The 13899-nt window shown below is 41.7% G+C and carries 14 protein-coding genes, 1 tRNA gene and 1 pseudogene; 14 read left to right on the forward strand and 2 right to left on the reverse strand.

Annotated elements, in window-relative coordinates:
• Position 1: 1 nt before the first annotated feature.
• The 4 genes from LHV68_07620 (at position 2) to LHV68_07635 (ending at position 5131) form a co-directional block, all read left to right on the forward strand.
• Positions 2–1813, forward strand: coding sequence for a radical SAM protein (locus tag LHV68_07620; protein ID MCB4791742.1), 1812 nt, complete (start codon positions 2–4; stop codon positions 1811–1813).
• A 31-nt stretch (positions 1814–1844) separates the two neighbouring features.
• Entirely contained in the window at positions 1845–3374 is a 1530-nt protein-coding gene (locus LHV68_07625; protein ID MCB4791743.1) for a YifB family Mg chelatase-like AAA ATPase, read from the forward strand.
• 155 nt (positions 3375–3529) lie between these two features.
• On the forward strand, positions 3530–4519 hold the full coding sequence (locus LHV68_07630; GenBank protein MCB4791744.1) for a Fic family protein: 990 nt from the start codon (positions 3530–3532) through the stop codon (positions 4517–4519).
• A 66-nt stretch (positions 4520–4585) separates the two neighbouring features.
• A complete protein-coding gene (locus LHV68_07635; protein MCB4791745.1) occupies positions 4586–5131 on the forward strand; it encodes a hypothetical protein in 546 nt (181 codons plus the stop codon).
• Here LHV68_07635 and LHV68_07640 read toward each other — a convergent pair.
• Positions 5111–5410 carry a helix-turn-helix domain-containing protein gene (locus tag LHV68_07640; protein MCB4791746.1) on the reverse strand — a complete coding sequence of 100 codons (300 nt, stop codon included), beginning with the start codon at positions 5408–5410 and terminating at the stop codon, positions 5111–5113. The genes LHV68_07635 and LHV68_07640 overlap by 21 nt on opposite strands.
• A gap of 131 nt (positions 5411–5541) precedes the next feature.
• On the opposite strand from LHV68_07640, the pseudogene LHV68_07645 reads away from it, so the two are divergent.
• The 7 genes and pseudogenes from LHV68_07645 (at position 5542) to LHV68_07675 (ending at position 12026) form a co-directional block, all read left to right on the forward strand.
• Positions 5542–5691: pseudogene (locus LHV68_07645) on the forward strand (ATP-binding protein).
• Entirely contained in the window at positions 5674–6030 is a 357-nt protein-coding gene (locus LHV68_07650; GenBank protein MCB4791747.1) for a hypothetical protein, read from the forward strand. Before LHV68_07645 ends, LHV68_07650 begins: the two are co-directional and overlap by 18 nt.
• Before the next feature lie 168 nt (positions 6031–6198).
• A complete protein-coding gene (locus tag LHV68_07655) occupies positions 6199–6849 on the forward strand; it encodes a hypothetical protein (GenBank protein ID MCB4791748.1) in 651 nt (216 codons plus the stop codon).
• Between the two features lie 83 nt (positions 6850–6932).
• Positions 6933–8048 carry a DNA-processing protein DprA gene (dprA, locus tag LHV68_07660; GenBank protein ID MCB4791749.1) on the forward strand — a complete coding sequence of 372 codons (1116 nt, stop codon included), beginning with the start codon at positions 6933–6935 and terminating at the stop codon, positions 8046–8048.
• An 18-nt stretch (positions 8049–8066) separates the two neighbouring features.
• A complete protein-coding gene (gene topA / locus LHV68_07665) occupies positions 8067–10127 on the forward strand; it encodes a type I DNA topoisomerase (GenBank protein ID MCB4791750.1) in 2061 nt (686 codons plus the stop codon).
• Complete coding sequence (locus LHV68_07670; GenBank protein MCB4791751.1) at positions 10117–11016, forward strand: tyrosine recombinase XerC; 900 nt, start codon at positions 10117–10119, stop codon at positions 11014–11016. Before topA ends, LHV68_07670 begins: the two co-directional genes overlap by 11 nt.
• 107 nt (positions 11017–11123) lie before the next feature.
• The gene (locus LHV68_07675) at positions 11124–12026 is read left to right on the forward strand and encodes a hypothetical protein (protein MCB4791752.1); all 903 of its coding nucleotides are present in this window, start codon (positions 11124–11126) and stop codon (positions 12024–12026) included.
• Positions 12027–12103: 77 nt separating this feature from the next.
• On the opposite strand, the gene LHV68_07680 is transcribed toward LHV68_07675, so the two are convergent.
• A complete protein-coding gene (locus LHV68_07680; GenBank protein ID MCB4791753.1) occupies positions 12104–12610 on the reverse strand; it encodes a MazG family protein in 507 nt (168 codons plus the stop codon).
• 70 nt (positions 12611–12680) lie between these two features.
• Between LHV68_07680 and LHV68_07685 the strand changes: the two genes are divergently transcribed.
• The 3 genes from LHV68_07685 (at position 12681) to LHV68_07695 (ending at position 13871) form a co-directional block, all read left to right on the forward strand.
• Complete coding sequence (locus LHV68_07685) at positions 12681–13046, forward strand: response regulator (GenBank protein ID MCB4791754.1); 366 nt, start codon at positions 12681–12683, stop codon at positions 13044–13046.
• Positions 13047–13170: 124 nt separating this feature from the next.
• A complete protein-coding gene (locus LHV68_07690) occupies positions 13171–13536 on the forward strand; it encodes a response regulator (protein ID MCB4791755.1) in 366 nt (121 codons plus the stop codon).
• Between the two features lie 251 nt (positions 13537–13787).
• Positions 13788–13871: transfer RNA gene (locus LHV68_07695), tRNA-Leu, on the forward strand.
• Positions 13872–13899 lie beyond the last annotated feature (28 nt).

Here is a 13899-nt window from a genome sequence, read left to right on the forward strand (position 1 = left end):
TATGAAAAATAAAGAAATAATAAAAAATAAGGAAAAAAGAAAGGCCCCCGGATTTAGCATGAAAAATGCAATAGAGAAAGGATATTCACTTATTAAAAGCGGAGAATATGCTGCCGGGGTAGGGTGTATAGAGAAAATAGCAGCGGATGATCCGGGTGTAATGCTCGATTATTTTTTAATCGGATACGGATATAAGATGACGGGTAGATATGATGCGGCATTGAAATATTTCAAAAGAGCAAAACTGCAGGACAAAAAAGACATAGAGATCGATAAGAATATAGGAGAGATGTACTTCAGGCAAAAGAAGTATAAACAAGCGATAAAGGTTTTCAGCAGGCTGATAAAAAAAGCTCCCTTGGACAGCGGGCCTTATAAAATCATGGGTGATGCGTACAAAGACCTTGGCGATGAAGATAAAGCACTGGAGTGTTATCTGCGTGCCAAAGGAAAGGGCGCAAAAGATATCGAAACAGATAAAATAATAATCAGGATTTATTATAAGAGAAAAATGTATAAAGAACTTATTTTGATGCTGATGGATTGCCTTGCAGATAAAACTACAGATGAGAGTGCCGCCGATGAATTCAAATTGATGCTGTCCCGTGCAGATTCTGAATATGGCATGGAGTTTTATGGACACGGCAATAAAGAATATCCGCTCAGTCTGCTAAAAGGGCATCTTAAATTGCTTGATGAGAAAAAGGATGTTTTTGCATATAACAAAATATTAAATACTATAGAATTATTGGAAAGAAGAACTGTCCTCAGGTCAAAACCACTGCAGGCATCGCTGCATTTAACTACCAAGTGTAATTTAAAGTGCATAATGTGCGATTTTTATCAATATGATTTTGATATTACTGAAAAGACCGCAGAAGAAATTATGGAACTATTCCCATACCTTGAAAGCATAGAATGGCTGGGAGGAGAAGTTTTTTTTTCAAAACATTTTGAAAGACTCTTTAACTCGTCGTTATCTTATAAAAATATTACCAGCCAGATAATATTCACGAATGGGTTATTATTGAGCGAACCTTTTATTGAGAAATGCGTCAAACACGGGGTAAACATATTTTTCTCTATAGACAGCGTAAATAAAAAAAACTATGAGAAGATACGCCGCGGGGCACGCTTTGAGGACCTTATACACAATTTAAATTTAATGGCTTTGTACCGCAAGAAATACGGTTATAAAAATACTTTGTTGTTGAATGTGGTCATAATGAATTGTAATTATAAAGAGATGCCGGAACTGCTTGATTTTGCCAAAAAACACGGGTTTAGCATAGTAGAATTCAGCGAAAAGGTAGAAAGGCATGAACAAAAAAACGCTGGGAATATCAGGTATAATCCTGCGGCCATAAAATACTTGCACAAAGTCCTGCCCGGTATAATTAAAAGGGCAGAAGAATTAAAAATAAGTATAAACCTGGGCCATTTTTATCCAGACATAGATATAACAAAACAAGTCAAAAAAATAGAAAAAATAAATGATAAATATCCTAAAATTGATATGAATTATCTTAATGATAAAAACTCAAATATTAGTTATACTGATTATACTTACAGGACCAGGTTGTCCTATTGTCATTCTCCGTGGAATAGTTTTCAACTCATGATAGACGGGTCTATACGCCCTGATTGCACCTGCAAGGTTTCTTGCGGTGATTTTAATAAACAACCAATCCTCAAAATATGGAATGGCCCGGTTATGCAGGAATACCGTAAAACATTGATCGAAAGGTCGGGCCCGGGAATATGCCCTAGAGGATGTTTTGAAAAAAGAAATGTAAATAAAGATGGGTGTTAGGACCGTCAGAACAGCCTGAGAGGTTCCGCTTATGCTAGCACAAGTAATGTCATGTGCCGTATATGGCATTGATGCATATCTAATAAACGTTGAAATAGATATTTCAAAAGGGCTTCCCTGTTTTTCCGTTGTAGGCCTGCCCGATGCAGCGGTCAAAGAGTCAAAAGACAGGGTGATTTCTGCCATAAGGAACTCGGGTTTTGATTTTCCAGGAAAGCGCATAACAATAAACCTGGCCCCTGCGGACATAAAAAAGGAAGGCACTGCTTTTGACCTGCCGATAGCCCTAGGTATCCTGTCGGCGCAGGAGAAAGTAAAAAATGAAAAATTAAAAGATTTTTGTTTTGTCGGAGAACTTGCACTAGACGGCAGCCTCAGGCCGGTGAAAGGAATGCTTCCCGTTATCTTAAGCTTGAAGAGCAATAAGATAAAAAGGATAATAGTCCCGGAGAGCAATGCCAGTGAAGCGTCCGTTATCAAAGAGATAGAAGTATTCCCTATAAAAAACCTGGCCCAGCTGGTACGTTTCCTGAATTCGGAAGAAGAGGTTCTGCCTTTTGAACAGATAGTAGCAGAACCGTCTGATGAAAACATACCTGAGATTTTTGATTTTTGTGATATAAAAGGCCAGCAGTTTGCAAAACGTGCGGTAGAGGTTGCCTGTGCAGGCGGCCATAACATCCTTATGATAGGCCCTCCGGGTTCAGGCAAAACCATGTTAGCAAAACGCCTGCCTTCTATTCTTCCGCAATTTACTTTTGATGAGGCTGTTGAAACAACAAAGATACATTCGGTCGCAGGGCTTCTGCCGCACGGGAAAGGTTTAGTAAAGAAAAGGCCTTTCAGGTCGCCCCACCATACGATATCCGATATAGCTCTTGTAGGAGGAGGAAATACTCCAAAGCCCGGTGAAGTGAGCCTTGCCCACAACGGGGTCCTTTTTCTTGATGAGTTCACAGAATTCCACAGGGATGTATTGGAAGTATTGCGCCAGCCGCTTGAAGAGCGTTCTGTAACAATCTCGCGTGCCAAGGCTTCACTTTTATTTCCGGCAAATTTCATGCTTGTGGGTGCCATGAACCCGTGCCCGTGCGGTTATTTTGCCCACCCGCAAAAAGAATGCAACTGTACTCCTTACCAGATACAAAAGTACAGGGCAAAGATATCAGGCCCGCTGATGGACAGGATAGACATCCATATCGAGGTGCCGGCTTTAAAAGTCTGTGACCTTGTCGGCGAGAACAAACCGGGTGAACCATCTTCGAACATAAGGTCCCGGGTAGTGAAGGCAAGGGATGTCCAGCTAAAAAGGTATAAAAATAAAAGAGTATATTGTAACAGCCAGATGGATACGTCCGATTTAAAAAAATACTGCCAACTGGATAAACAAACCAAAGACCTATTGAACGGTGCCATAGAAAGGCTCGGTCTCTCAGGCAGGGCTTATGACAGGATACTTAAGGTCGGCCGCACCATCGCAGACCTGGAAGGAAAAGAGAATATAGAAATATCGCATATAGCCGAAGCTATCGGATACCGCAACCTGGACAGGGTCATCTGAAATCCCTGCGACTTTTATACCCGCAATACCTTAACCTAGACCAGTAAATATGACAATGAAATGAGCTTGAGTAACATTTGATTTAAAGCAGATTATTATGTAAAATATGGTAGACATAAGGTTTACATATAGTTGACTAGCGGAGAGCAAATAAAATGCAGAAAATTATAATAAATCAGAGAGTCATAAAAATCTTGTCTGAAATCGATTACTTGCGTGGTAGGATCGCTGAAAACCACCTGAAAGGTGTTTTTGTTCCTGTAATAGAAAAAGAGTCAGCGATTATAATGGCATACGCGTCTACAACTATTGAAGGGAGTACACTGTCGCTGCAAGAAGTTAGGCAGGTGGCCGACGGCGGGATGCCGGGTAAGCCGGGAAAACACATTCAGATGGTGAGGAATTATCTCGATGCAGTCAGATGGATAAGACAGAAGGAGAAACAAAAAACTATTTCAGAAAAAGATATTCTGTATTTGCATAAACTTATCGGCGAAAATGCGGTTGAAGGCGGCCCGGTCGGACAATACAGAAAAATTCAAGTATATGTAGGCGACCATACCCCGCCGGTCTACTCAAAAGTATCGCCATTGATGAAAGAGTTTATAAAGTGGTTAAATGGCGACGCAAAAGAATATCATCCTGTTGTCAGCTCCGCCATAGTGCATTTTGAGATTGCCACGATTCATCCTTTCCGTGATGGTAACGGCAGGGTGGCCCGGGCGCTGGCATCATGGGAATTATATCGCAGGGGTTTTGATACCCTGCACATTTTTACATTGGACGACATTCTGCTTGAAAACAGGCAGTTATATTATTCGCAGTTGAGCAGGGCAAGAAAGCCTGGGGGCTTTCCCGACTGGATAGAATACATATCCGATATTACCGCTGAGGGCCTTGAACGCTCATATAATCGCCTTAAACTGGCACAGGGTGACTTAAAAAAATTACCGGCTTTCTCTGACACACAAAAGCAGATACTATCTCTTCTTTCAACTGATGGCCCGCAGTCTATAGCGCAGCTTATGAAAAAATATCAAATCAGCCGCCAGGGAGTATATAAGGCACTGGGATTCCTCTTAAAAACAAAAAGGATCGTACCAGTTGGTACCCGCCGCAGCAGACGCTACTCGGTTTCAGTTTGATACATTATGTTGAAAAACAGTTAGTATACTTAGTGAAGCCTGACACCGAATCTTGGTGATAGAATAATGGCGATGAACGATTCAGAAAAATATATAAAGTATTATTTTCTTGAAAACTATCTTTTTAGTGAAGTGAGCGCGGCTTTCAAAGAAAGAGGCTTTCTCGCTCCCGAAGAGTTTTTCGCCATACTGATTTGGAAATCGAATCGATCCAAAACAAAAATCCGCGACAGCATACTCAAGAACGGGAAGACCGTTCGAGGAATAATGACAGAAGTTTCAAAAGCCGATACGCCCGGACTAAAATTGGATATCCTGGATTCGGTGCCGTACATAGGCATTCCAATCGCTTCCGCGATTTTATCGGTTTGTTATCCAGATGATTTCACGGTCGCGGATTACAGGGCTTGCGCGGCCATAAAGAAATACGGCAAAGAGATAAACGGCAACCCGACCGCGAGCAAAACGGCATATTTTGAATATTTGAACGCGTGCAAAGAATTGGCCCGCGAGAGCAATCTTTCATTGCGTGATTTCGACCGTATGCTTTGGGCCAAAGATTTTTATGCCGGTGCCAATGGTTTAAGGGACTTAATCAAAGGGTTGAAATAATAGTTTTTCCACTTTGTTCAAAAGTTTCTTTGTAGGCTTATGTTCGCCCCTTTCCCATGAGGCAACTGTGCTTTCATCAACCTGGAGCAGAGCGGCCAGTTTCTCCTGGCTTAGACCCGAAAGTCTGCGGAAATATATCAGCTTATCTTTATATTCCGAAAAATCTTTGCTATAAGGTATATACCCTAGAAATTTTACGATCTTTGGAACGAATGATATAACAGGGGAATGAAGGTTAATCTCCCATTCCCAGATTGATGTGGCGTTGGTTCCAATCATTCGGGCGGCTTGCTTTTGCGTCAGCTTGAGATCGAGCCGTCTTTTTCTTATGTGATCTCCCAAAGTTACGAGATTTTCGGGATACGCGGAATCCATTGGTTTTTGAGAGCGAAGCGTAATCCTGCCGAAAGGCAACGCGTTCATGCCCGTGCGGTTATTTTGCCCACCCGCAAAAAGAGTGTAATTGTACGCCGTACCAGGTACAAAAGTACAGGCCAAAGATATCAGGCCCGCTGATGGACAGGATAGACATCCATATCGAGGTGCCGGCTTTAAAAGTCTGTGACCTTGTCGGCGAGAACAAACCGGGTGAACCATCTTCGAACATAAGGTCCCGGGTAGTGAAGGCAAGGGATGTCCAGCTAAAAAGGTATAAAAATAAAAGAGTATATTGTAACAGCCAGATGGATACGTCCGATTTAAAAAAATACTGCCAACTGGATAAACAAACCAAAGACCTATTGAACGGTGCCATAGAAAGGCTAGGTCTCTCAGGCAGGGCTTATGACAGGATACTTAAGGTTGGCCGCACCATCGCAGACCTGGAAAATAAAGAAAACATTGAGGCCTCACATATAGCCGAGGCGATAGGTTATCGCAACCTAGACAGGCTGGTTTGACAATCTAAGAATAAAAAAATAGAATTAATATACTCAATATCAGCCCTCTTTCGTCCGCTACAGATTCAGAGGCGGACTGCGGAAGGGTAAACTCAGAGCGTATAGGAAAACAAAAATAAGTATAAAAAATACTTAAGGCCCTGCCCTGGATGGGGAAAGGAAGGTAAAATGCGCAAGTTAATTTTGGCAACATTATTGACCGGATTATTAGCCTGTATGTCTTACGGTGCACCTCGCCGGGGTGTGCAGGATGAAACAAATGAAATAAAAATCGCAGGTTCAAATGATACTTCTTCCAAAAATGCAACTAATGCCGTACAAAATACCGATGCAAAACAGGACATAAAACAGGATAGAGAGACCAATATAGAAGTACAAAAAGAGGTAGAACAGGAAGCACAGATGGCTAAGGAAGCAGAAGGAGAACCTGAAATCGATGAGGTCGTAAAAACTGAACCAGCAAAAGAAATGAAGCGGAGAGTCGACAAAGACATAAAAGCCGAGAGTTTTATAGTCCCCACTTCCTGGCAAATTGACGGAGTTATAATAGGGGATAAAGATAAAAAGCTCCTTATTTCGACCGGGGATACGGTTTATGTTAATATTCATCCCGGGAAAATCAGAGCCGGAACAAAATGCAATGTATACAGGAAAGAAGAACATTTAAAAGATCCCAAAACCAAAGAATATCTAGGTTATGAAGTCAGAAGGATAGGCCGCCTTGAATTTACTAATAAGATAGGGACTAAGGTGTCTTCCGCTAAAGTCATAGTAACTTATGAACCTATACAGCTGGAAGACGTTGTCAGGATCGAATAATAAAACACGGCTGTTTTCAAACTGTCGTTAGTTATTGCCCCGCTAAAGACGTGGTTCTTTGACGGGGCTTAATTATCCCTCTCATGGACATAGAAAAAAAAGCAGTTATTACTCTTGTCTTATTGCCTGAGATCGGGCCGGTGCGGTTTCAGAATTTAATTAACAGGTTCGGTTCAGCTGTCCAGGTTTTAAATTCTTCATGGGAAGAGTTAAACCTGGTGGAAGACATCAATGAAAACCTGTCAAAGAAAATAGCAAGAGCAAAAAATGAAGTAGATACAGATAAAGAGATAGAGCTTGCCGCAAAACTTGGAATTAATATCGTAACATGTTTTGAATATGAGTATCCAAAGGCCCTTAGAAATTTATATAATTACCCTGCCGTTGTTTATATAAAAGGCGAAATAAAGGATATTGATATCTTAAGCGTAGGTATCGTAGGTACCAGGCATCCGACTAATTACGGCAGGAATGCCGCTTTGCAATTTGCAAAAGATTTTGCAAAGTACGAAGTTACTACGATATCCGGCCTTGCAAGAGGCATTGACACCGAAGTGCACAGCTCAACGATCAATGCTGGCGGGAGGACTCTGGCGGTCCTTGGAAACGGGCTTAACCGGCATTACCCGCCGGAGAACAGGAAGCTCGAAGAAAAAATAGTTAAGCAAGGGGCCTTAATAAGCGAGTTCCCGCTAGATATAGAGCCTGACAGGCAGAATTTCCCTAGAAGGAACAGGATAATTTCGGGACTTTCACTTGCCACTCTGGTCGTTGAGGCGGATATAAAAAGCGGCGCACTGATAACTGCCCGGTATTCCGTTGAACAGGGAAAGGATGTTTTTGCAGTCCCAGGCCCGATATTCTCGAAATACAGCCGGGGTACTCACCATTTAATAAAATCAGGAGCTCAACTTGTTGAAGGCGCAAAAGAAGTCTTAGAGTCAATAGAACCTTTGGCCGTGTGGCTAAAAGAGAAGGAGTCAACAAGTATCATAAGAGAAAAAGAAGATATAGAGCTTGATCAAAAAGGAAGAAAAGTAATGGATATCCTGGATAACAATATAGAGGGGGTTTCAATTGATTATTTTCTTGAGAACCTGGATATCCCTTTCGGTGAACTTTCTTCGACTCTAGTGAACCTTGAACTAAAAGGGATACTTCGTAGTTTACCCGGGAAAATTTACGTAAAAAATCATTAAGCTGTAAAAGGTTGAAAAATGAAAGCGCCAAAATACCTGGTCATAGTGGAATCGCCGACAAAAGAAAAAACAATATCAAAGATGCTGGGCTCAGATTATATGGTATTGAGCTCTTACGGGCATATAAGGGACCTGCCGAGCAGTAAACTCGGGGTAGACATTGAAGATAACTTCAAGCCGTCTTATATTATCATGCCTAAGGCAAAGAAGCTTTTGCCGGACCTAAAAGAGGGAGCAAAGAAAACAAAACTGGTTTATCTTGCCACTGATTATGACCGCGAAGGAGAAGCCATCGCCTGGCATCTGCAGAAAGCCCTGGACCTGCCTGATACTAAAATAAAGAGGATAACATTTCACGAGATAACGCAGAGCGCCATAAAAGAGGCGCTTGAAAATCCAAGAAAAATAGACCTTAATCTTGTGGACAGCCAGCAGGCAAGAAGGGTCCTTGACCGCCTGGTAGGTTATAAGCTTTCTCCTCTTTTATGGAAAAAGATAAAGTACGGCCTTTCTGCAGGAAGGGTTCAGTCCGTTGCCGTTCATCTTATCTGCGAAAGAGAAAAGGAAATTGCAAAATTCAACTCCCTGGAATACTGGAGCGTGCATGCAGAGCTTGAAAAAGAAAAAGAGGATAAGTCCCACTTTATTTCAAACCTTTTTTCAAAGGGAACTGTAAGGTACGAGAAACTTGATGTAAAGAATAAAGAAGCTGTTGATGTTATATTAAAAGACCTCGAAAATGCCCAATATGTCGTGTCAAAGGTAGAAAGAAAAGAACAGCGCCGTTCCCCGCTGCCTCCTTATATTACTTCCTCAATGCAGCAGGATGCTTCAAGAAGGATAAATTTTTCGGCTGCCAAAACCATGATGATGGCCCAGAAGCTGTACGAAGGCATGCCTATCGGAGATGAGGGAAACGTGGGTTTGATAACTTATATGAGGACTGACTCATTTAACGTGGCCGTCCAGGCGCAAAAGGAGGCCAAAAAGTATGTAGAAGAAAAGTACGGAAAAAACTTTTTGCCCGAAAAACAAAGGATCTATCAAACAAAATCAAAAAGCGCTCAGGAAGCGCATGAAGCTATACGGCCGACATCTGTTTACCGGGCCCCGAACGATATAAAAAAATACCTCTCCGGCGACGAATTTAAACTGTATGAACTTATATGGCAGAGGTTTGTTTCAAGCCAGATGACAGATGCAGTTTATGATACGCTTTCCTGCGATATAAAGGCTAAAAACTATATTTTCAGGGCAACGGGAAAGACCCTGAAATTCAGCGGTTTTCTGCAGGTGTATGAGATCCTTGAAAATGATAACGGAAAAGAAAAGGATGACAAAGACAGCAGCCTCCCAGACCTTATTGAAGGGGAAAAGCTAAGTTTGATAAAACTTTACCCGGAACAGCATTTCACTGAGCCTCCTCCGAGGTTCAATGAAGCGAGCCTTATAAAGGCTCTTGAAGAACACGGCATAGGCCGGCCTTCGACCTATGCTCCGATAATAAAAACTATACAGGACAGAAGCTATGTCCGCATGGATCAAAGAAGGTTTTTTCCTACGCAGCTCGGCAGTCTGGTCGACAGCGTCCTGGCAAAGCATTTTGCCGAAATTGTCGATATAGAGTTTACTGCAGGCGTGGAAGAAAAGCTTGACCTTATCGCTGAAGGCAGCAGCAAGTGGACCAAGGTGATAGAAGAATTTTATACCCCCTTTAGTAAAGACCTTGAGCAGGCAGACAAGAATATGGAGCGGCAAAAAATAAAGCCCGAAGAATCAAAAGAGATCTGTCCTAAATGCGGCAAACCTATGGTGATAAGGGATTCAAGGAGGGGCAGGTTCCTTGCCTGTTCAGGTTTTCCAGAATGCCGTACTACATTTTCCATAGATAAAAACAACGATATAATAGTTAAACCGGCACCTGAAGCTACGGGGCAGGTATGCGAAAAGTGCGGCAAACCGATGCTTAAAAGGTTCGGCAAAAGAGGCCCGTTTTTAGCCTGCTCGGGATTTCCGGGATGCAGGAATACTAAAAGGCTGCCCAAAGAAGACGGCAATAAAGAACAAGATGAAAAATGAAGAAGTAATTAAAACGGAATTAGATATAAACGCAAAAAAATTCTTTCAATATCTGAGGGCAGAGAGGAATTACTCAAAAAACACATTAAGGGCTTACGAAGCTGACCTGAGAGATTTCTATTCATTTTTGAAAGATAATTACCCTGCGAAGAAACCGCATCAAAGCGAGCGGATAATATTTCGCGAATACCTCTCTTTCCTTGGCAAGAAAAACCTGAAACGGTCTTCTGTAATAAGGAAAGCAGCGGCGCTGCGGTCTTTGTTCAAATTCTTAACCAGAGAAAAAATAGTTGCAAAAAACCCTTTTCTGTATGTCTCAACCCCGAAAAAGGAAAAAAGGATACCTGTTTTTTTAAGCGAGGAAGAAATAAGGGGACTGTTTTCGCTTAATGAAATAAAGTTAAGGGACAGGGCAATGCTTGAACTTTTATATTCCGGTGGAATAAGGATAGAGGAGCTGGTAAGCCTGAATATAAATGATATCAATTTTATTGAGGGGCTGGTCAGGGTCTGGGGGAAAGGGAACAAGGAGCGGATAGTGCCTGTAGGAGACAAATCCCTGTCCGTGCTGCATGATTATATAAAGGAAACAAGAAGAAACCCGGGCAGCGAACCTGCTTTATTTATAAACCGTTTTGGGAAGCGTATTTCAAGCCGCGGAGCCAGAAAAACACTACACCAGTGGTTTTTAAAAGCAGGTTTTATAAAAAAAGTCAGCCCTCATACCTTAAGGCACAGTTTCGCTACTCATTTACTGGACAGGGGGTGCGATTTGCGGAGCGTGCAGGAAATGCTGGGCCACTCAAGCCTGGTTACGACACAAGTTTATACGCATGTGACTACTGAAAGCCTAAAGAGGATATACAATAAGTCGCATCCGAGAGCGTAGGCACAACAAAAAAAGCGGATAGCGTTTAGCGTAGAGCGTATAGTAGAGATTCGAGTTTTTCTATACGCTATCCGCTCCACGCTCTACGCTAAATTTAGGACAAGTCTATGCAGGAAAATATACGATTGTTAATGGAAGAGACAGGCTGTGACCAGGGGGAAGCTGAACTTGCCCTTGAATTATCGAACCAGAACCTGGAAAATGCAATAAGGACCATAGAAAGCCTGCTCAGGCATATCTTTGCCCTTAAGGGGAAATTTTATTTCCAGGATAAAAACTTGTACGGCCTTTTATTAATAGTATTAAACACAAAAACCCAGGAGATACTCAGGCTCAGGACAGTCGTTTCCTATAACCCGACCATTTATGAGAATTCACCGAAAATGGATTGGTATGCTTTAGAAAAATTGATATTTTCTTACCGTCTCGATGAAGGGAGTATCCCGGATTTTACTCAGGAAATAGAACAAAAGATGCGCCCCTATTTTGAAGCTAATAAAGAAATGCTGGTCAGAGGCAATATTAAGGATATATCGGGTCTTTTAAGTAACCTGTTCAGCCCGGATAAAGTGACCATAGAGATAGAGCTCGAAGAACTTAACCTGGCTCAGTTCAGGAAACTTCCGGGTGATGATATTACTCCTAATACAAGAGTAATGATATCTGAAAGCGAGGCCGGCTCCATATGGCTGAAAGTTGATTTTTTTGAAGATAGCCTAGGAAAACCGGTTTCTAATTTAAATGAAGGAGATGTTGTATTATCCCTGATCTCGGATACGAGGGACATTGCCCATTATCTGGCACATTTAATAGGCAGTAAACGGGATGATAACACTATACCCTTGCCCGCCATTGTCAGGAAAATATCGGTTAACGGTGAAGAATCAGAAGTCCAGGTCAGTTATGCCCCAGGAATTATAGGGACTGCAAGGGTCAAAAACAATATTCGTGTCAAGGTTATAGAAGAAAAAGCAGAATCGTGGTGGAAGAAGATCATACCGTGGACATGACCCTCTCAAAGAGGAATTGCAAATTTAAAAATTATCAATTAGTCCCGCTATTGCGGGATTAATTTTGCAATTATTTGTTACTTTATTTTATTCTTTTTTTCGAGGGCTTTTATTTTTTTCCATTGTTTTATTACTTGAGCGGAGTTTTTCAGTTTTTTCTTTCCAAAGACGTGAGGGTGCCGCCTTATCAATTTTTTGTTGATTTCTGAAATAACATCGGCTATATTGAAACAACCGGTTTCGCTGGCGATACGGCTATGGAAAACGACCTGTAAAAGGATGTCGCCAAGCTCTTCTTTAATGTTCTCCAGGTCTTGATTCCTTATAGCGGTTTGAAGCTCCAGGGATTCCTCGAATAAATACTTTATAAGCGATTCGTGAGTCTGGTGCTTGTCCCAGGGGCATCCGCCCGGACCGCGCAGCCGGTCCATGATATTAATAAGTTTTTTAAACTCAATAATGGGATTTTTCCCTACGCATGAAAACCCCCTGACGGGGGTTGGAGTATGAGGAAGTCTGGAGGTAGCGTTATTTAAAGAGTCCTTGGCTCCTGTTATAGGGGCGCCGCTGCGGTTTTTTGACAAGTTCACTCTTAAATGATATATTATTTGCGGTCAAAAAACAAATCTAATAACTTATAAAAGGAATAACAAAATGCGTATTTTAATAGTAGATGACGATGCGCCCGTGCTCGATTTCTTGGGTATGTTCTTTGAAAGTTTACAGCACGAAGCTATAAAGTCAAATACCTATAAAGATGCCTTAAAAAGCCTGGTCAAGGAACAGCCCGACCTTGTTTTGCTGGATATAAGGATGTCTGAAAAAGACGGGCTTGCAATTTTCAAAGAGATGAGAGAAATTGACAGGGATGTTCCGATCGCAATGATAACGGCTTTTAAAGATGCAGAACGGATCATTGAAGCTTTCCGGTTAGGTGCGATAGATTGTTTGCTGAAGCCTTTTAATATAGATTATATAGTAACCTCACTGTTACCACGAGTAAGGCTGCGAAAACGGTAAGAACAACAGTAGTAAGTGTTAAGGTGTAAGCGGTAAGAAAAATTAGAGTCAACAACTCAGGACGGAAAGACATATTGTTTGGCGTTAAAAAACAGTCCGGTGATATTAAAAACAGGCGGCAAGGATGAGGATTTTAGTTGTAGATGACGATAATATTGTATTGGACTTTTTGCAGATATTTTTTGAAAATATGAAATACGAAGTAATCCTGGTCAGCGACCCTACTGAAGCTGTAAAAAAGCTACTTACCGAAAAACCCGACCTTGTTTTGCTGGATATATCGATGCCCAAAAAAAACGGCCTTGAAGTCCTTAAGGATATGAGGGAAGTAGATAAGGATGTTTCGATCGCAATGATAACGGCTCTTAAAGATGCTGAACAAGTCATAGAGGCTTTCCGGTTGGGGGCTATGGACTTTTTGTTGAAACCATTCAATATAGATTATATAGTCAAATCTGTTTTACCGAGAGTGAAAGTAAGAAACCGGTAGATTGGTAAAGGTAAAGACTCTCGCTCTAACGGGATCGGGTTCATTGATTTTATTGTTTTGGTTTAGTTTTAACTGGTTACTGTTCACCGGTAACTGGTCACTGATTTAACGCCGAGTTGGTCCGCCTTCGCTAAAGCTGCGGCGGGATAAACTCCACAACTCGCCCTGACGGGTTCGAGTTCCTTGATTTTGTTGTTTTAGGTTTGGTCTTAACTGGTTACTGTTTACTGGTAACTGGTCACTGATTTAATGCCGAGTTGGCGGAACTGGCAGACGCGCTAGCTTCAGGAGCTAGTGATCGCAAGGTCGTATGGGTTCAACTCCCTTACTCGGCAGTTTCTCAAAGTTGTCTTTGTTTCTACT

It is taken from the genome of Candidatus Liberimonas magnetica (genome assembly GCA_020523885.1).
Taxonomy (GTDB): domain Bacteria; phylum Elusimicrobiota; class Endomicrobiia; order Endomicrobiales; family JAFGIL01; genus Liberimonas; species Liberimonas magnetica.

Bases quoted from the DNA above. Each gene is read 5' to 3' on its own strand.
- LHV68_07620 (MCB4791742.1), top strand. From the start codon at position 2: ATGAAAAATAAAGAAATAATAAAAAATAAGGAAAAAAGAAAGGCCCCC.
- LHV68_07625 (MCB4791743.1), top strand. From the start codon at position 1,845: ATGCTAGCACAAGTAATGTCATGTGCCGTATATGGCATTGATGCATAT.
- LHV68_07630 (MCB4791744.1), top strand. From the start codon at position 3,530: ATGCAGAAAATTATAATAAATCAGAGAGTCATAAAAATCTTGTCTGAA.
- LHV68_07635 (MCB4791745.1), top strand. From the start codon at position 4,586: ATGGCGATGAACGATTCAGAAAAATATATAAAGTATTATTTTCTTGAA.
- LHV68_07640 (MCB4791746.1), bottom strand. From the start codon at position 5,410: ATGATTGGAACCAACGCCACATCAATCTGGGAATGGGAGATTAACCTT.
- LHV68_07655 (MCB4791748.1), top strand. From the start codon at position 6,199: ATGCGCAAGTTAATTTTGGCAACATTATTGACCGGATTATTAGCCTGT.
- dprA (MCB4791749.1), top strand. From the start codon at position 6,933: ATGGACATAGAAAAAAAAGCAGTTATTACTCTTGTCTTATTGCCTGAG.
- topA (MCB4791750.1), top strand. From the start codon at position 8,067: ATGAAAGCGCCAAAATACCTGGTCATAGTGGAATCGCCGACAAAAGAA.
- LHV68_07670 (MCB4791751.1), top strand. From the start codon at position 10,117: ATGAAAAATGAAGAAGTAATTAAAACGGAATTAGATATAAACGCAAAA.
- LHV68_07675 (MCB4791752.1), top strand. From the start codon at position 11,124: ATGCAGGAAAATATACGATTGTTAATGGAAGAGACAGGCTGTGACCAG.
- LHV68_07685 (MCB4791754.1), top strand. From the start codon at position 12,681: ATGCGTATTTTAATAGTAGATGACGATGCGCCCGTGCTCGATTTCTTG.
- LHV68_07690 (MCB4791755.1), top strand. From the start codon at position 13,171: ATGAGGATTTTAGTTGTAGATGACGATAATATTGTATTGGACTTTTTG.